Here is a 17,805-nt window from a genome sequence, read left to right as displayed (position 1 = left end):
ATGGGTGGCGTGGCTCAGCTGCACTCGGTGCCGGCGCGAGTACAGGCCCGGCCGTGCGAGACGTTCAGCGGGCGGGCACATCGACGGCTGCGGCCGTACGTGCTCGGCTACGCGGGCTTCCGCTCCGGGGACGGCGAGGCCCTGGCCCACCGCATCCTGCCGGTCAGCTCGACCACGATGATCGTCGACTACGAGGCCGGCGGGCGGGTGGTGACCGGGCCGCGTAGTGACCCGGCCGTGTTCGAGCGGACCCAGTGGGGTCACGGGGTCTCCGTCGGGCTCACGCCGCTCGGGGTGAGCGCGCTGCTCCGCGTACCCGTGCGGGAGCTTGCCGGCGCGGCCGTGCCCCTGGCCGACCTGCTCGGGCGCGACGGCGAAATCCTCGCCGAGCGGCTCCACGCGGCGGCGGACTGGCCGGCGCGGTTCGCGGTACTCGACGACCTGCTGACCGCGCGGCTCGACGGCGGCGACGCCGGCGCGGACCGGCTGGCGCTGCGGGCCTGGGCCCGGCTCCACGAGCCCGGCGCACCCAGGGTGGGCGCGCTCGCCGAGGATCTCGGCGTGAGCCGGCGCGGCCTGGAGATGCGGTTCCGGCGGCAGGTGGGGCTCGCGCCGGCGACGGTCGCGCGGGTGGCCCGGTTTCAGCGGGCGGTGTCGATGCTCGTCCGCGGCCGCGACCTTCCCGCGACGGCCGTGGACAGCGGCTACGCGGACCAGCCGCACTTCAACCGCGAGGTGCGCGCGATGACCGGGCTGACGCCCACGCGGCTGTGCGCATTCCTTCAATACCGGGAGCTCGCGCCCCGTTAACGTCCGCGCATGAGCCTTTCCGGAAAGACGGCGCTGGTGACCGGCGGTACGCGGGGGATCGGCCGGGCGATCGTGCGGCGGCTGGCCCGCGACGGCGCGCGCGTGGTCTTCACGTACCGCGACAGCAAGGCGGCCGCCGAGGAGCTTGCCGGCGAGCTGCCGGACGCGGTGGCCGTGCGCGCGGACCAGGCCGAGATCGGGGCGGTGGAGGAGATGTTCGCGCCGGTGCGCGACAGTGGCCTGGACATCCTTGTCAACAACGCCGCCGTCAACCCGCGCCGGCCGCTCGCCGAGATCACCGCCGAGGACTTCGACCACGTGATGACGGTCAACGCGAAGTTTCCGGTGCTGGCGATGCGGGAGGCGGCCGCCGTGATGCGCGACGGCGGCCGCATCGTCAACATCTCCACGCTCAACACGGCGCTGCCGTCGACGGGACACGCGCTCTACGCGGCGAGCAAGGCGGTGCTCGAGCAGTTCACGATGGTGGCCGCCCGCGAGCTGGGCGGCCGCGGCATCACGGTGAACACGATCTCGCCCGGCGCCACCGACACCGACCTGCTGCGCGCCGTCAACTCGCCGGAGGGCCTTGTGCAGGCGCCACTGCTGACCGCACTCGGCCGGCTGGGCACGCCGGACGACATCGCCGCGGTGGTCGCTTTGCTGGTCGGCCCCGACGGCGGCTGGATCACCGGCCAGAACATCCGCGCCACCGGCGGCCTACTCCTCTGACCCGTTCGCGGCGCCGGCGCGCGCATGCCGGCGCCGCTTCAGGCGGGTGATGACGAACCAGGCCGCGGCCAGCGCGCAGGCGACGATCACGATTTTCTGGAACACGCCGGCGTACGACTCGACGGACTGCCAGTTTTCGCCGAGCAGGTAGCCGGCCATCACGAACACCGTGTTCCAGATCAGGCTGCCGGCCGTGGTGTACAGCAGGAACCGCCCGACCGCCATCCGCTCGACGCCGGCCGGTATCGAGATCAGGCTGCGGAAGATGGGGATCATCCGTCCGAAGAAGACGGCCTTGCCACCGTGCCGGGCGAACCAGGCCTCGGTGCGGTCGATGTCGCTGACCTTGACCAGTGGCAGCTTCGCCGCGATCGCCCGGATCCGGTCCCGCCCCAGCGCGACGCCGATGTAGTAAAGCGCGAGCGCCCCGACGACCGAGCCCAGCGTGGTCCACGCGATCGCGCCGAACAGGCTCATCTCGCCCTGGCTCGCGGTGAACCCGGCCAGCGGCAGGATGACCTCGCTGGGGATCGGCGGGAAGAGGTTTTCCAGCGCCACGGCCAGGCCGGCGCCGGGGCCGCCGAGCCGTTCCACGAGGTCGGTGACCAGCCCGACAAGGCCGCCCTCCGGCGGATCGGACTGCTGGGCAAGGACGTCGGTGTACGTCGGGATCATGCCTTCGACGCTATGAACGCCAACCCCCGCGAACCATGAGGCCGACCACCCGGTCGGCTGCGGAAAACCTCAGGGCCGGAGGGCGAGCTTGCCGACCGTGGTACCGGCGGCCAGCTCCGCCAGCGCCCCGGGGCCGCGGGTGAGGTCGTACACGGTGGGGCGACCGGGCGTGTGGACGCCAGCGGCGCGGAGGCTGGCCAGCTCGGCCATCAGCTCGGCGAACACCTCGGGGGCCCGTTCGGCCAGGATGCCGATGTGCAGCCCGATCACGTGGACGGGGTGGGTGAAGTTGAGCTCCCGGTTGGTGAGGGACGCCTCGCCGCCGGCCACGCCGTACACCACCACGCGGCCGGTGACCCGGCGGGCGGCGGCGAGGCTGGCCCGGAACGTGGCGCCGCCGACCGACTCCAGCACCAGGTCGGCCCCTGCGCCGCCGGTCAGGCGCAGCACCTCGGCGGTGACGTCGGCCGCTCGGGAGTCGACGACGTGGTCGGCGCCGAGTGCGCGTACCACCTCGTGCTTGCCCGCCGAGGCGGTGCCGATCACCGTGGCGCCGTAGTGCCGGGCCATCCGTACCGCCGCCTGGCCGACCCCGCCCGCGGCCGCGTGCACAAGCACGGTCTCGCCGGCGGTGAGGCGGCCGAGCGGTCGCAGCGCGGCCAGCGCCGTGGCCCAGTTGAGCACCAGGCCGAGCGCCTGCTCGTCGGCCCAGCCGGGTGGCACCGGCGCGAGTCCGGCAGCGGGCATGGTCATGTACTCGGCGAACGCGCCGTACCCGGTGCCGATGACGCGGGCGCCGAGAGTCCGGTCGGCCACGGCCTCGCCCACGGCGACGATCTCGCCCGCCGCCTCGAAGCCGGCGAGGTACGGCGGGCGGGGTCCATTGTGGTACGTGCCGCGGGCGCGCATGACGTCGGCGAAGTTGACGCCCGCCGCGCCGACCCGGATCAGCACCTCGTCCGGGCCGGGCTCGGGGACCGGTACGCCGGTGGCGAGGTGCATGTCCGCCGGGCCGTTCCAGGTGGGTTGCCGCAGCGCGCGCATCGTGGTGGGGATGGTCATGCGCGGACGCTAGAACCCTCTCGCTTGCGTGAGGGTCAAGCCGCCGTGTCCGCCGTCACCGCCGCCGAGCGGGCCGCCCGCAGGTACACGTCGAGCGCGTCGCGGTTGCCGGTGAGGGACCGGATGCGCTGGTCGAGCAGGTCCCGCTGGCGCGCCACCTCGCCGAGCATGTACGCGCACGGCACCTCGGGCATCAGCGCGGCCGGGCCGTCGAGGTAGGGCAGGATCTCCCGGATGATCCGGGTCGGCAGGCCACTCTCGATCATGCCGCGGATCTGGCGCACCGCCTCGACCGCGCCGTCGCCGAACTCGCGGTAGCCGTTTGCACTCCGGGCCGGCCGGATCAAACCTTCCTCTTCGTAGTAGCGCAGCGCGCGCACGCTCACGCCGGTCTCCTGGGACAGCTCGCCGATCCTCACGCACACCCCGTACCCATCGAACCCTCACGTCCACGTCAGGGGTCAACGGTACGCCGTCGAGGATCCCTTGAGAGCGACTCGACGTGACGGTGGCCCGCGCCGGCGTGTCGCTGCCCCGGCGTGCGGAGATGGATGCACGGCCGTACGGACGGGACTCGCGGCGGAGGCGCGTGGCGGGCAATATCTGGTGGGATGCGGACGGAGTGGTACGGGCCGCACACACAGAGTGGCGAGCAATCGGGCTCAGGAGCTTGCGCGAGCGAGGCTGCCGAGCCCAGGGGGAGGCGACGTGGTCGTGGAGGAGCGCCTGGCGGGTGGCAGCACCGGCGGCGCCGTGCGGGTCGGTGACACCGTGCGGCGGGCGGCCGGGCGATGGACGCCGGCCGTGCACGCCCTGCTGCGCCACCTTGAGTCCGTCGGCTTCGACCGGGCGCCGCGTGCGCTCGGCTTCGACGAGCAGGGCCGGGAGGTGCTCTCGTACCTGCCCGGCGACGTGGTCGGCGACCGGCGGCCGTGGCCGAGATGGGTGTACGCCGAAGACGCGCTCCGCGAGGTGGCCGGGTGGCTGCGCGAGTACCACGACGCCGTGGCCGGCTTCGTCCCGCCCGCCGACGCCGTCTGGCGCGAGGGTGGCACCTGGCGGCCGGGCATGATCGTCGGGCACAACGACGCGGCGCCGTACAACGCGGCCTGGGAGGACGGGCGGCTGGCCGGCTTCTTCGACTGGGACTTCGCCTCGCCCGTGAGCCGGGAGTACGACCTGGCGTTCACGGCCTTCGCCTGGGTGCCGCTGCACGTCCGCCGCGTGGTGGGGGTGGAGGGCTTCACCGCCTTCGCGCAGCGCCCGGCCCGCCTGCGGGTGATGCTCGACGCGTACGGGTGGACCGGCCCGCTCGGCCCGTTCATCGAGATCGTCCGCCGGCGGGCCAGCGACTCGGCGATCGGCATCCGCCGGAACGCGGCGGCCGGCGACCCGGCGTACGTGATGATGGTCGAGGAGGGCGTCGACGCGTCGCTGGAGACCGCGGTCGACGAGCTCGCCCACTTCCCGTGCCAGTAGCGCCCGGTTGCCTGGCGGCGTCCGTCCTCATCGGGTGTCCACGTCGGAACGGACGTCGCCAGCCTGGTCTTTCGCCGTAAGAAACAAAAGTGCGTTCACTCCTAACGGAAGATGTAGACATTTGAATGCCAAGTCCGTTAGGGTCTGACAACGTTAGTTTGATCGAGGCGGCCGGCGGCGCGGTGGCCTCGGCGTCCGAGGGTTGTGTCCTAGCCGGGGGAGTGGCACCTCCTTGACGATGGCATAGCCTGCTGTCGATGTAGGCGCGACGGTGCGCGCCCTAGCCGCAACATGTCAGCCCGACCCGGGGCGGCTCTCTCCGGTAGTCATCCGGGCTGGCCTCAAACGCCGACAAGCTCCACCCCACGATCCAAAGACACCCCTGCCCGCGTGCGGGCCGGCGGGCGACACCGCCTGGCCTGGCACCGTGGGCCGGCTGACGCTGCCCGCGTAACGCCAACCGTCGACCGTGGGCGTCTGCCGGCAGAAGACTCGCGAAAGGTTGTGTCGGACATGCCACTGATTCCTGCTCGGCGCGGTCGCCAGAGAGCACCAAGAGGGCCGAGTCGGCCGCTCACGGTGGTCGCGGCGGTCGCCGTCCTGCTGGTGAGCTCCGTACTGGCCGCCGCGCCGGTGAGCGCCCGACCGGTGGACACCGCGCCCGCTGCGGCACCGCAGCAGCTCCTGGCCCAGACGCTCACCTGGACGGCCGGCGACAGCACCCAGGCCTACGCCTCCGTCCCCACGACCGCCGTCGCGGGACCGACGACGATCGTCTTCGAGAACAGCCGGGCTACCGGCAACACCACCGGTATGCAGCACACGCTGACGTTCGACACCGGCAACCCGGCGTACAACCGCGACGTGAACGTCAACATTCTGGCCGACCCGTTCGACGCCAACCAGGGTCGGCACACAGTGGACGTCGTGCTCACGCCGGGCACGTACCGCTACTTCTGCGTGATCCCCGGCCACGGCACGATGACCGGCCTGCTCGTCGTCACCGGCGGCAACGAGGACACCACGCCGCCGAGCGTGACCGCGCAGGTAACCGGTGAGCGCAACGGCGACGGTGCCTACGTCGGCGCTGCGACCGTCACGCTCAACGCCACCGACACCGGCTCCGGTGTGTCCAAGGTGGAGTACGCGATCGACGGCGGGGCGTACGGCACGTACTCCGGCCCGGTGACCGTCAACTCGCCCGGCAACCACACGGTCAGCTACCGCGCGACCGACGTCGCCGGCAACACCTCGACGCCGCAGTCGGTGGCGTTCACGGTGGTGGACGAGCCGGACCCGGACACCACGGCGCCGACGGTTACCGCGTCGGTGACCGGAAACCGCGACGGGAACGGCGCGTACGTCGGCACGGCGACCGTGACGCTCTCCGCCACGGACACCGAGTCGGGTGTGTCCAAGGTGGAGTACTCATTGGACGGTCAGCCGTACGCGCAGTACACCGCACCGCTCAGCGTCACCGCACCCGGGCAGCACACCGTCAACTACCGGGCCACGGACGTCGCGGGCAACACCTCGGCGCCGCAGTCGGTGGCGTTCACCGTCGTGGACGAACCCAACCCGGACACCACGCCGCCGACCGTCACCGCCCAGATCAACGGCGAGCCGGACGGTGAAGGCAACTACATCGGCACGGCGAGCGTCGTCCTGACCGCCACCGACGCCGACTCCGGTGTGGACAGTGTCCAGTACTCGCTGGACGGCGCGCCCTACGCGGCGTACACCGCGCCGGTCGTGGTCAACCAGCCCGGCCAGCACTCGCTGAGCTTCCGCGCCACCGACAACGCCGGCAACACCTCGGCGCCGCAGTCGGTGTCGTTCACGGTCGTCGACGCGTCGGAGCCGGACACGACCCCGCCGACCGTCACCGCCGGGCTCACCGGCCAGCAGGACGGCACCGGCGCGTACGTCGGCGCCGCCACCGTCACGCTGACCGCCGCCGACTCCGAGTCGGGTGTGGACAGTGTCGAGTACTCGGTGGACGGTGGGGCGTACACGGCCTACACCGCCCCGGTGACGGTCAACACCGCTGGCCAGCACACGGTCAGCTACCGCGCGACCGACAACGCCGGCAACACCTCGGCGGCGCAGTCGGTGTCGTTCACGGTCGTGACGCCGCCGCAGGACACGACCCCGCCGACCGCGACCGCCACGGTCGCCGGGCAGCGGGACGGCAACGGCGCGTACGTCGGCGCCGCCACCGTCACGGTGAACGCGACGGACGCCGGCTCGGGCGTCGACCGGGTGGAGTACTCGCTGGACGGTGCGCCGTACGCCGCGTACACCGCGCCGGTGACGGTGAACCAGCCGGGCCAGCACACGGTCAGCTACCGGGCCACCGACAAGGCGGGCAACACGTCGACCGCGCAGTCGGCCTCGTTCACCGTGGTCACCGCGCCCGGCGACACCACGCCGCCGACCGTGAACGCCGCGATCTCCGGGCAGCTGGACGGCAGCTGGTCCTATGTGGGCAGTGCCACCGTCACGCTCACCGCGGCCGACACCGGCGGGTCCGGGCTGCTCCGGGTGGAGTACGCCCTCGACGGGCACGGCTACATCGTCTACACCGGACCGGTCACTGTGAACACTCCGGGTCAGCACACGTTCAGCTACCGCGCCACGGACCGGGCCGGCAACGTCTCCGGTACCGGGTCGACCACGTTCAACATCGTCGAGAGTGAGTCCCAGCAGCCCGGCTGCCGGGTGGCCGACACCCGCGCGACCGTCTGGATCGGTACGAAGAACAGCGGTGTACCCAACCGCCTCGTCTCGTCCGGCTGCTGGATCAACAACCTGATCGAGGACGAGAAGCCGTGGGCCACGGCCGCCGACTTCATCGCCCACGTCCAGGAGGTCGCCGAGCACCTGCACCACCGCGGCGTCATCACCAACGCGCAGCGCAACACGCTGATCCGCACTGCCCGGGAGTCGGGCGTCGGCAAGCCGGACGACAAGCAGGGCTACCAGCCGCTGCTGGACCGCACGCCGGCCTCGTTCAACCTCTGGGAGCACGTGGGCGCCGGCAGCTTCCGCCGCAACGCCGACGGGTCGATCACCAGCCAGGCGGTCGACGGGCTCGGCATGCTGTGGTTCCCGGTCCGGGAGTACGGCGACTTCTCGCTCAAGCTCCAGTGGCGGGACGACGCGCCGGGTGACGGCCGGGTCAACAGCGGCGTCTTCGTCCGCTTCCCGCAGGTGCACCAGCACCCGCAGGAGCCCCGCCCCGAGTGGGTCGCCATCAAGTACGGCCACGAGTTGCAGATCTTCGATCGGGCCGACGGCGACATGTACAAGAGCGGTTCGGTGTACGGCTTCGACCAGGTCGACCTGGCCGGTGCCGGCGTCACGCCGAAGGGCACCTGGAACGACTACGAGATCCGGGTGGTGGGCCAGCACTACTCGCTGTTCCGCAACGGCGTGCTCATCAACGAGTTCGTGAACGCGCCTGGCGCGGTCTTCAACCCGCCGCGTTCGGACGACCCGGGCACCGACGGCCGCCAGCACGCGAGTGGCTACATCGGACTGCAGAACCACGGTGCCAACGACATCGTGAGCTTCCGCAACATCCGGATCGCTCCGCTGACACCGTGAGATTGGAAGCGACTGTGAAGACGAGAAGGGGACTGGTCGTCGCGGTGCTGCTCGTGACGATCGGCGTCGCGGGCGGGATCGCCCGCGCCGGCGGGAGCCCGGTCACGGCCGACGCGGCCGGTACGGAAGCGGGAGGGGTGGCGGCCGTCAACGCGGCCGCCGCCGCCCCCGGCGCCGAGCGACCCGGTGGCTGCACGGCGATCGACCGCCGCATCAACCTGTACGCGGTGGAGCTGCCGAAGGACCCGATCACCAACCAGGTACGGCTCGGCTACGGCCTCACGCCGGAGTCGGCCTCCTACCCGGGGCCGCTGATCGAGATGATCGAGGGGCAGTGCTTCGCGATCACGCTCTACAACCAGGTGCCGGCGGCGACGCTGGAGGCGCTGCGCACCGACCCCAACCACCCGCTCGGCGTGTCGCTGCACACGCACGGGGTCAAGTACACCCAGATGTCCGACGGCACGGTGCACAGCAACTCGTTCGTGCCGCCGGGCGGGTCGCGTACGTACTTCTGGTACGCCCAGCCGCGCAACGCGGCCACCGGCGCCCAGGGCACGGCCGGCTACTGGTGGTACCACGACCACGTGGTCGGCGGGCCGCACGGCACGGTGGGCATCGGCTCCGGCCTGTTCGGCGGGGTCGTCGTGCGCCGGCAGGGCGACCCCCGGCCGGACCGCACGTACGTGCTGGCCTTCGGCGACCGGCAGACCGTCAACCTGCGGCGCAGCAGCGAGGCCGACACGTGCGACGACGAGAACCCGGTGCCCGGCCCGACCTGCGTGGTGGCGAAGGTCGGCGAGAAGGTGGAGTTCCTCGTCATCGGCATCGGCAACGACATGCACACGTTCCACGTGCACGGTCACTCCTGGGCGGACACCCGCACGGGCGTGATCGACGGCAGCGCGGCGATCGTCAACTCGGTGCCGATCATCGACAACAAGACGGTCGGCCCCGGTGACACCTTCGGCGCTCGGGTGATCGCCGGCGAGTCGGTCGGACCCGGCCACTGGATGCTCCACTGCCACATGCAGTTCCACTCCGACCTCGGCATGTCCACGACCTTCCACGTCCTGGACCAGAACGGTGCGATGACCGCGCACGCCGGGCACGCGCCGGCGAACCCGGTCCAGGCCGCACCGGCAGGCGGCGGCCAGGCACCGGCCGCCCACGGTAACCACGGTTGATCCCGGAGGAGACGAGATGAGACCCATCTGGAGGCGCGCGGCAGCGCTCGCCTCGGCGGCAACGCTGGCACTCGGCGTGCTGTCCGTACCCACGTCACCCGCGTCCGCCGCGCCCGCGCCGGTCGTCCTGCCTCCCACCTGGGGCAAGGCCGCCGTCAACGTGCTGGTGTTCCACGGACCCGTGGCAGAGCAGGACGACCCCGTAACCCGGGCCGTCACCTCGATCCGCAAGCTGGGCCGGGACAACGGCTTCTTCGTGCACGACTCCACCGACCCCGCGGTCTTCACCCCGGCGAACCTCGCCAAGTACCGCAGCGTCGTCTTCCTCTCCGTCAACGGTGTGACGCTCAACGACTCGCAAGAGGCGGCGTTCCAGGCGTACATCAAGGGCGGCGGCGGCTTCGTGGGCGTGCACGACGCGGCCCGCGCGCAGCCGGCCTCGGAGTGGTTCACCGGCCTGATCGGTACCCGGCCGGCCGCGGGCCTGCCGAACGCCGAGAAGGTCGTGGAGTCCCTGGCGAGCGGCAACAACCCGCCGAACGAGACGGTCGCGCAGGCCTTCGACGGCGCGGTCGGCACCAAGTGGCTGGTCCGTACCCCGAACGGCTGGATCCAGGGCAAGCTCGCCGCACCGGTCGTGGTCTCCCGCTATGCGCTCACGTCGGCGAACGACACCGACGGCCGCGACCCGCGGGACTGGCAGTTCCAGGGCTCGAACGACGGCCAGGCCTGGACCACATTGGACACTCGTAGCAACGAGACCTTCGTGGGCCGGTTCGAGACCAAGCAGTACACGTTCAACAACACCACGGCCTACCAGTACTACCGGCTGAACATCACCGCGAACCGTGGCGAGCCGCTGACCCAGCTCGCCGAGCTGTGGCTGATCGGCCCGGACGCCGGCCCGCCGCCGGAGGCGACGGTGCAGCAGGCGACGCTCAGCATCACCGACCGCCAGCACCCGGCCAACAAGGGCCTGCCGCTGACGATCAAGCGTGCCGACCAGTGGATCAACTGGAACCCGAGCCCGGTCGGCCGCGTGCACACGATCGCCCAGGTGCAGGAGCACACGTACAACCCGGGGCTGAGCCGCAACGGCGCGTTCCACCCCGTCTCGTGGTGTCGTGACTACGAGGGCGGCCGCTCCTTCTACACCGGCATGGGCCGCACCGAGGCGAGCTACACCACCGACGCCCAGTTCCAGGGGCACCTGCTCGGTGCGATCCAGTGGACGGCCGGCCTGGTCCGTGGCGACTGCCAGGCGACCATCGCCGCCAACTACCGCACCGAGCGGCTGACCACCACCAACACCTCCGGGCAGCTCGACCAGATCGGTGAGCCGCACGGTCTGACCATCGCCCCGAACAACGGGCGGGTCTTCTACATCGGCAAGGCCGCCTGCGCCACCGGGCCGATCGCCGACTGGAACAACCCGAACGTGGGCAAGGGCTGCGGCACCATCCACCAGTGGGACCCGCAGACCAAGCAGGTCAAGCTGCTGACCACGCTCGAGGTCATGGGTAACCGGGGCAGCGGCGACGAACTGGTCAAGAACGAGGAGGGCCTGGTCGGCATCACGCTCGACCCGAAGTTCTCCGAGAACGGCTGGATCTACGCCTACTGGATGCCGCACGCCTCGATCGACCGGGAGAAGCGGATCGGCAAGCGGACCGTCTCGCGGTTCACGTACGACGCGACCGCGCAGACGATCGACCAGAGCACCCGCAAGGACCTGCTGTCGTGGGACACGCAGATCCACAGCTGCTGCCACTCGGGTGGCGGTATGACGTTCGACGAGTCCGGCAACCTCTACATCGGTAGCGGTGACAGCAACTCCTCCGGCGGCTCGAACGGCTACTCCGGCAACAACTGGACGCAGGAGTTCGCGGGCACCTCGTTCCAGGACGCCCGCCGTACCGCCGGCAACACGAACGACCTCAACGGCAAGATCATCCGGATCCACCCGGAGGCCGACGGGACGTACACGATCCCCAACGGCAACCTCTTCACCGGCCTGGAGCAGGGCGGCGGCAAGACCCGCCCGGAGATCTACGTGATGGGCGTGCGCAACATCGCCCGGATCGCCTGGGACCCGGTGAACGACTGGCTGACCGCCGCGTGGGTCGGCCCGGACGCGGGCGCGCCGAGCCCGGAGCTGGGCCCGGCGAAGTACGAGACCGCGACGATCATCACCTCCGCGGGTAACCACGGTTGGCCGTACTGCATGGGCAACCGGCAGCCGTACCGCGACCGGTCCAACACCGACGCCAATGTGCTGACCGGCTGGTACGACTGTGACAACCCGAAGAACGAGTCGCCGCGCAACACCGGTCTGGTCAACCTGCCGCCGGTCCGGGACAACATGATCTGGTACTCGCCGCAGGGTGGTGGCCCGGTCTTCCCGAAGCGCACCGACGGCAGCGGCCTCCCGACGTACGTGCAGTCGGAGACCACCTACACCCAGCCGTACCTGAGTGGTGGCGGACAGGCCATCATGGACGGTCCGACCTACCACCGCGCCAATGTGGACACCAGCAGCGGCGTGGCGTGGCCGGAGTACTGGGAGAACAAGTGGTTCATCGGTGACGAGTCCAACGGCCAGAACCGCGTGGCCATCACCGTCAACCCGGACACGGTGCCCCAGGCGGGCGCGCCGGCGTTCGCCGAGGACCTGAAGCCGTTCATCCAGCCGGGCAACGGCAGCACCCAGCTCCAGTCCTGGATGGACGCCAAGTTCGGGCCGGACGGCGCGCTGTACCTGCTCGACTACGCGGGCGGCTTCTTCAGCTTGCACAACAACCAGAAGCTGATCCGCGTGGCGTACCAGGGCGGTCCGGCGACCCCGCACCCGAGCCTGGCCACCGCGCGTTCGGTCGCGCAGGCCCAGCCGCGGACGGTGTCGTTCTCGGCCAACAAGGCTGGCGGCGTGGCGTGGGAGTGGGACTTCGGCGACGGCACGAACAAGTCGACGGCGCCCCACCCGACCCACACCTACAAGCGGTACGGCAACTTCGAGGCGACCCTGAAGGTCACGTACGCCGACGGCCAGGTCGTCACCTCGAAGATCCCGGTCACCGCCGGGTGCACCGCGCCCGACTCCCGGTCGACCGTCCAGCTCCTCGAGATCGAGACCGGTGTCCCCAACCGGGTCGCCGGCGGTGGCTGCACGATCAACGACCTGATCGACGACGAGGGCAACTGGCCGAACCACAACGAGTTCGTCAACCACCTCGACGAGGTGCTGGCCGAGCTGACCTCCTCGCACGTGATCGACAACCGCGAGGCGGGCCTGCTGCGGCGGACCGGGGCACAGTCGGCGATCGGCTCGATCCCCGGTTACCGGACGATCTTCGACGGCACCGCGTACTCGCTGTCCGGCTGGCGCCAGGCACCGAGCGGGTCGTTCCAGGTGCGGCCGGACGGCACGATGCGCACACAGGGCGGCCTAGGCATGCTCTGGTACGCCGACCAGCAGTTCGCCGACTACTCGATCAAGTTGCAGTTCCGGGACGTGTCGCCGGAGGGCACGCGCGCCAACAGCGGCGTCTTCGTCCGCTTCCCGGACCCGCGGACGCCGCTCGACCAGCGGCCGCCGGGCAGCTGCGGCACGGTGGGCTCGGCCCGCACCTCACCCGCCTGGGTCGCGATCTTCTGCGGCCACGAGATCCAGCTGTACGACGGGGACACGGGTGAGCCCCAGAAGACCGGGTCGGTGTACAACTTCGACCCGAACAACCTGGCCCAGTCCGGCGCCAGCCAGAAGAACGTCTGGAACGACTACGAGATCAAGGTAGAGGGCCAGCACTACACGATCATCCGGAACGGCGTGGTAATCAACGAGTTCGACAACACGCCCGGAAAGCAGTCGTCCCGCGCGGGCGACCCGCCGACCGACATGCGCCAGTTCCTCAGCGGCTTCATCGGGCTCCAGAACCACGGCACGAACGACCTGATGGACATCCGCAACGTCCGGGTACGCGAGCTCTAACCCGCTCCTACCTGTGGTCGCCCCGTCCCGCTACCAGCGGGGCGGGGCGACCGTCCATTTAAGACTTGAGCTACCGCGACGCCCGCGGTGGTCCAGACCGCTGCTCCCGCGGCCTCACCCTCCGCGCCCCACAACCCACGAGGGTCTTGTCCCTTGATCGGCGCGAGGGGTTGGGAGCCCGCCAGCGATCGTGGTACGCAACTGCCCGCAGAGGGGCAGTTGCGTACCACGATCTGCCGGATCGTGTCCGACCGCAGCGCCGACTAGATCCCGAGTTCTTCCGGGTCTGCCCGTGCCGGCGACCGCGAGGCCGGCGATGGGTTGTGAATCGCGGAGGGTGAGGCTGCGGGAGCAGCGGTCCGGACCACCGCGGACGTCGCGGTAGCTCAGATCTGTGTCTAAAAGATCTTCTAGGCCGCGCGGAGGGTGAGCAGCGTGATCTCGCTGCGGGCGAAGACTCGCAGGGGCGGGCCCCAGAAGCCGGTGCCGTTGCTCGTGTAGAGCTGGGTGCGTTCGCCGTGGCGGCTCAGGCCGCTGACCACCGGCTGGTCCAGGCGCACGAGGTAGCGGAAGGGCCAGATCTGGCCGCCGTGGGTGTGCCCGGAGAGTTGGAGGTCGACGCCGTGGGCGACCGCGGCGTTGACCTGCTTGGGCTGGTGTGCCAGCAGCAGTACCGGCAGCTCGGGGTCGGCCCCGGCGAGCGCCGCCGCGTGGTCGGGCCGGTGGCCGGCCAGCCCGGACCCGCCCGCGGTCCGGTCGTCGACGCCGGCCACGACGAGGCGGTCGCCGCCGCGTTCGACCACGAGGTGCCGGTTGTGCAGCGCCTCCCAGCCCAGGTCCCGCATGTGGCCGAGCCAGGCCTCGGCTTCGCCGAAGTACTCGTGGTTGCCGGTCACGTACGCCCGGGCCAGCCGCGCCCGCACCGTGCCGAGCGGCGCCGCCTGCTCCCGCCGCTGCTCGACGCTGCCGTCGGCGATGTCGCCGGTGTGGCAGACGACGTCCGCCTCGAGGCCGTTGACGACGTCGATGACGCGGGCCGACCAGCGCGCCCGGTCGATCGGGCCGTAGTGGGTGTCGGTCAGCAGTGCGACCCGCAGCCCGTCCAGCCCGGCCCCCAGGCGGGGCATGACCACGTCGACCCGCTTGACGCGCGGCACCCGCATCGCCTCGACGTGGCCCCACGCCACCAGCACGGCCGATACGGCCAGGACCGCGACCACCACCACCCGCGACCGGGTGGGGTCCGCGACGCCGGCGGCGGCGAGCACCAGACGGAGGAGGTTGCCCGCGATGGCCCAGACGAAGAGCACCCAGATCACACCGAGCGTGGTGTCACCCGCCACAGCCGCCACGTCGAGCCGGCGCGGGCCGTGGCCCAGGACCATGAGCGCCGGGAACGCGACGAGCGCCAGGGCGAAGAGCACGCTACCGAAGGCGACCACGCCGGCGGGCCAGGCGGCACCCGAGACGACGAGGGTCCACCAGGGCACGCCGAAGAGCAGGAGCAGGATCGCGGTCACGACCGCACCGAACCCGAGGACCCGCCCCCACCGCCGGGTGGGCGCTACCTCCACCGCCTCACTGACCGCCACGCGCACACTCCCTGTAGTCGTCAGTGCAGCATGACACCGACACCACGGGATCGACGAACGCTCACCGCTCCCGGTCTTGTCCTGTCCGCGCGTTTTACGCGTTGTACGCTGGCGTCGTGCCCGCACGGGAGTACGCGTGGACCGAAGCTGGTAAAGCCAGTGCCGCACGTCACGGTGTAACCGAGAGCGAAGCGGTGGAGGCGCTGTACTCACCCCAGCGCATAGAGAACCAGGTCGGGACGTTGTTGCTGGCGGTGGCCGGCCTGGCCGACACGGCTCGGGTTGTCGTGGTGCTGTGTGAACGGATTGTCAAGGTCAACAGCTATGCGATCCTGGCGGTCCGGCCTGCGACCCCGGAAGAGGTCAAGCAGTGGATGGAGGGGACGCGATGACGGTTTACCGGGATCCCAGGGCGATGAGCCGCGATGAGCTGATTGCCTACTTCGATGGTGGCGGCGATATCTCCGAATTGCTGCGCGAGGCCTCACCCGGCCCTGACCTTGGCCCCGCTCCGAGCCCGGAGAGTGTTCCGATGATCGTTACCGGGGTCCGGCTGTCGGCCGCCGCGGTGCGGCGCCTCGACGAGCTCGCCGGGAGCGACAAGGCGGGACGCTCGGGGCTGATCCGGCAGGCGATCGAGGAGTTTCTTCAGCGGCACGCGGGTGAGGCGGCTGCCTGAGTCTCCGGGTCAGCGGAGGGTGATGGTGTTGCCGGTGATCAGGCGGGCGGCGTCGGAGGCCAGGTAGGCGATCACCTCGGCGACCTCGGCCGCCGTGGCCACGTTGACGAGGCGGGGGCTGGCGGCGACCACGTCGCGTACCGAGTCGGTCACCCAGCCTGTATCGGTGACCGGCGGATGGACCATGTTGGCGGTGATGCCCAGCGGGGCCAGCTCGACCGCCGCGGACATCGTGTAGTTGGTCTGGGCGGCCTTGGCCGCGCCGTACGAGACCTCCTCCGGGAAGCCGAGCTCGCCGCCCGAGGTCAGGCCGACGATGCGGCCCCAGGTGGCGCCGCGGGCGGTGTGCCGGCGGGCAAGTTCGCCGATCAGCAGTGCTGGGGCCATGGCATCCACCGCGAACTGCGCGGACCACGTCGCCGGGCTCACCGGCCGCAGCGCGCGGCCGTGGTGGTCGGTGGGCGCCTGGGCGAAGGTGTCCTGGACCCAGCCGGTCGCGTTGTTGACGAGGATGTCGACCGGGCCCAGCCGTTTCTCGGCGAGGTCGAAGAGGCGGGCCGGGGCCGCCGGGTCGGTGAGGTCGGCCCCGACGGCGACGGCACGGCCGCCGGCGGCCTCGATCTCGGCCACCACGTGGTCGGCGCCGCGTAGGCGGCTGTCGCGGTACGCCTGCGGTACCGCGGGGTCCTCGGCGTCGCGGACCCGCCAGTACGCGCACAGCACGGCCGTACCGGCAGTGGCCAGCGCGTTGGCCGTCGCCGCGCCGATGCCGTGGTTGGCGCCTGTGACGATGGCGACGTGTCCGCTCATAGCCGGGCAGTCTGGTCTCGCCTGGTAGTGGCCCGCAACGGTGTTTACAGCCGGCGGGGCCCGGCCGCTCGGCACCGAGGCGGTCCCGCGCGTTCATCGGAGGTTGGTACTGTCGGTGCGAGCTGGCCGTCGCGGCGCTGGCCCCTGACCCTCGGTGGACATCGGTTGGCCCGGACGCTGCACGGCGGCGACCGACCACGAGGAGTTTCGATGCCGCTGACGCCGGCCGATGTACACAACGTCGCCTTCAAGAAGCCGCCGCTGGGCCAGCGGGGTTTCGACGAGGAGGAGGTCGACGCCTTCCTGGACGAGGTCGAGCAGGAGCTTGTGCGCCTCATCGAGGAAAACAACGAGCTGCGCGCTCAGCTGGAGCGGGGCGGCGGCGGTCGCCTCGACCCCGGGCCCGACCGCTGGCTGGACGCCGAGCTCGACGAGGTGCGGAACCAGCTCGACCGGGCCCAGCGCGACCGGGCGGCGGCCGAGCAGGCCGCGCGTTCGGCGCAGATGGAGCTCGAGCGGGCGCGCTCGCAGGGTGCGATGGCCAGCGGCGCGGACAGCGAGCAGGTCGCCCGGGTGCTGATGATGGCCCAGCGCACCGCCGACGACCACCTCGGTGACGCCCGGCGCGAGGCCGACGGCGTGCTCGCCGACGCGCGTACGCGCGCGGACGACCTCACCAACGAGGCCAGGGCCTCCGCCGACACCCTGGAGCGGGACGCGCGCCAGCGGCACCAGGAGGCGATGGGTGGCCTGGACGCCAAGCGCACCGCCACGCTGCGGCATATCGAGGAGTTGCAGCAGTTCGAGCGGCAGTACCGGGGGCGGCTCACCGCGTACATCGAGAGCCAGCTGCGCGACCACGGCGGCGGCGAGCGGGAGGCGATCTCCGGCGGCCGCACCGGCGAGACCGCCCTCGACATCTAGGGCCTGTTTCAAAATCCTTGCCGGGCTGCGCCGGGCCCAGACGACGACCGGCGGCGCCGGGCGTAAGGCCGCATACAACGGCCGTCTGTTGGTGCGGCCAGCGTCGTGTGTCCATCACTGAGCCTGATGGTTCGCTCGCAAGCTCGCTCACGCCCGGTATGCGACCTTGCGCCCGACTTGCCGGATCGCCGCCTGGATCCCGGCTCGCCTCGACAATCCTTTTGAAACAGGCCCTAGCCAAACGTGGTACGGCCGCCG

At 71.1% G+C, this 17,805-nt stretch carries 14 protein-coding genes; 9 read left to right on the top strand and 5 right to left on the bottom strand.

Going from position 1 to position 17,805, the window contains the following annotated elements:
- The first annotated feature begins 9 nt into the window (after positions 1–9).
- Positions 10–810, top strand: coding sequence for an AraC family transcriptional regulator (locus tag Pflav_RS19405; RefSeq protein ID WP_197938635.1), 801 nt, complete (start codon positions 10–12; stop codon positions 808–810).
- Positions 811–819: 9 nt separating this feature from the next.
- Positions 820–1,542 carry an SDR family oxidoreductase gene (locus Pflav_RS19400; protein WP_173037411.1) on the top strand — a complete coding sequence of 241 codons (723 nt, stop codon included), beginning with the start codon at positions 820–822 and terminating at the stop codon, positions 1,540–1,542.
- Here Pflav_RS19400 and Pflav_RS19395 read toward each other — a convergent pair.
- The 3 genes from Pflav_RS19395 to Pflav_RS19385 all read right to left on the bottom strand — a co-directional run bounded on the left by Pflav_RS19395 (position 1,531) and on the right by Pflav_RS19385 (position 3,698).
- A complete protein-coding gene (locus Pflav_RS19395; RefSeq protein WP_173037410.1) occupies positions 1,531–2,217 on the bottom strand; it encodes a DedA family protein in 687 nt (228 codons plus the stop codon). The two genes, Pflav_RS19400 and Pflav_RS19395, sit on opposite strands and share 12 nt — an antisense overlap.
- Before the next feature lie 69 nt (positions 2,218–2,286).
- A complete protein-coding gene (locus Pflav_RS19390) occupies positions 2,287–3,279 on the bottom strand; it encodes an NADPH:quinone oxidoreductase family protein (protein WP_173037409.1) in 993 nt (330 codons plus the stop codon).
- A gap of 35 nt (positions 3,280–3,314) precedes the next feature.
- Positions 3,315–3,698, bottom strand: a complete 384-nt coding sequence (locus Pflav_RS19385) for a MerR family transcriptional regulator (protein WP_173037408.1) — start codon at positions 3,696–3,698, stop codon at positions 3,315–3,317.
- Between the two features lie 289 nt (positions 3,699–3,987).
- On the opposite strand from Pflav_RS19385, the gene Pflav_RS19380 reads away from it, so the two are divergent.
- The 4 genes from Pflav_RS19380 to Pflav_RS19365 all read left to right on the top strand — a co-directional run bounded on the left by Pflav_RS19380 (position 3,988) and on the right by Pflav_RS19365 (position 13,542).
- Complete coding sequence (locus Pflav_RS19380; protein WP_173037407.1) at positions 3,988–4,758, top strand: phosphotransferase; 771 nt, start codon at positions 3,988–3,990, stop codon at positions 4,756–4,758.
- A 513-nt stretch (positions 4,759–5,271) separates the two neighbouring features.
- Positions 5,272–8,367: an OmpL47-type beta-barrel domain-containing protein gene (locus tag Pflav_RS19375; RefSeq protein ID WP_415624325.1), complete on the top strand. Its 3,096-nt coding sequence runs from the start codon at positions 5,272–5,274 to the stop codon at positions 8,365–8,367.
- Positions 8,364–9,554, top strand: a complete 1,191-nt coding sequence (locus tag Pflav_RS19370) for a multicopper oxidase domain-containing protein (protein ID WP_232071636.1) — start codon at positions 8,364–8,366, stop codon at positions 9,552–9,554. Before Pflav_RS19375 ends, Pflav_RS19370 begins: the two co-directional genes overlap by 4 nt.
- A 16-nt stretch (positions 9,555–9,570) precedes the next feature.
- Entirely contained in the window at positions 9,571–13,542 is a 3,972-nt protein-coding gene (locus Pflav_RS19365) for a ThuA domain-containing protein (protein WP_173037404.1), read from the top strand.
- Between the two features lie 410 nt (positions 13,543–13,952).
- Here the strand turns inward: Pflav_RS19365 and Pflav_RS19360 are convergent, their stop codons facing one another.
- Complete coding sequence (locus Pflav_RS19360) at positions 13,953–15,134, bottom strand: metallophosphoesterase (RefSeq protein WP_173037403.1); 1,182 nt, start codon at positions 15,132–15,134, stop codon at positions 13,953–13,955.
- A 116-nt stretch (positions 15,135–15,250) separates the two neighbouring features.
- On the opposite strand from Pflav_RS19360, the gene Pflav_RS19355 reads away from it, so the two are divergent.
- Positions 15,251–15,526: a hypothetical protein gene (locus tag Pflav_RS19355; RefSeq protein WP_173037402.1), complete on the top strand. Its 276-nt coding sequence runs from the start codon at positions 15,251–15,253 to the stop codon at positions 15,524–15,526.
- Entirely contained in the window at positions 15,523–15,813 is a 291-nt protein-coding gene (locus tag Pflav_RS19350) for a ribbon-helix-helix domain-containing protein (RefSeq protein ID WP_173037401.1), read from the top strand. Before Pflav_RS19355 ends, Pflav_RS19350 begins: the two co-directional genes overlap by 4 nt.
- Before the next feature lie 9 nt (positions 15,814–15,822).
- Here the strand turns inward: Pflav_RS19350 and Pflav_RS19345 are convergent, their stop codons facing one another.
- A complete protein-coding gene (locus Pflav_RS19345) occupies positions 15,823–16,623 on the bottom strand; it encodes an SDR family NAD(P)-dependent oxidoreductase (protein ID WP_173037400.1) in 801 nt (266 codons plus the stop codon).
- Between the two features lie 210 nt (positions 16,624–16,833).
- On the opposite strand from Pflav_RS19345, the gene Pflav_RS19340 reads away from it, so the two are divergent.
- Entirely contained in the window at positions 16,834–17,547 is a 714-nt protein-coding gene (locus Pflav_RS19340; protein ID WP_173037399.1) for a DivIVA domain-containing protein, read from the top strand.
- Positions 17,548–17,805: the final 258 nt, after the last annotated feature.

Source organism: Phytohabitans flavus, from assembly GCF_011764545.1.
GTDB lineage: Bacteria > Actinomycetota > Actinomycetes > Mycobacteriales > Micromonosporaceae > Phytohabitans > Phytohabitans flavus.
Note: the sequence above shows the minus strand (reverse complement) of the source record. Positions and strands in the feature narration are given on the sequence as shown.

Bases quoted from the DNA above. Each gene is read 5' to 3' on its own strand.
- Pflav_RS19400 (WP_173037411.1), top strand. From the start codon at position 820: ATGAGCCTTTCCGGAAAGACGGCGCTGGTGACCGGCGGTACGCGGGGG.
- Pflav_RS19395 (WP_173037410.1), bottom strand. From the start codon at position 2,217: ATGATCCCGACGTACACCGACGTCCTTGCCCAGCAGTCCGATCCGCCG.
- Pflav_RS19390 (WP_173037409.1), bottom strand. From the start codon at position 3,279: ATGACCATCCCCACCACGATGCGCGCGCTGCGGCAACCCACCTGGAAC.
- Pflav_RS19375 (WP_415624325.1), top strand. From the start codon at position 5,272: ATGCCACTGATTCCTGCTCGGCGCGGTCGCCAGAGAGCACCAAGAGGG.
- Pflav_RS19365 (WP_173037404.1), top strand. From the start codon at position 9,571: ATGAGACCCATCTGGAGGCGCGCGGCAGCGCTCGCCTCGGCGGCAACG.
- Pflav_RS19350 (WP_173037401.1), top strand. From the start codon at position 15,523: ATGACGGTTTACCGGGATCCCAGGGCGATGAGCCGCGATGAGCTGATT.
- Pflav_RS19345 (WP_173037400.1), bottom strand. From the start codon at position 16,623: ATGAGCGGACACGTCGCCATCGTCACAGGCGCCAACCACGGCATCGGC.
- Pflav_RS19340 (WP_173037399.1), top strand. From the start codon at position 16,834: ATGCCGCTGACGCCGGCCGATGTACACAACGTCGCCTTCAAGAAGCCG.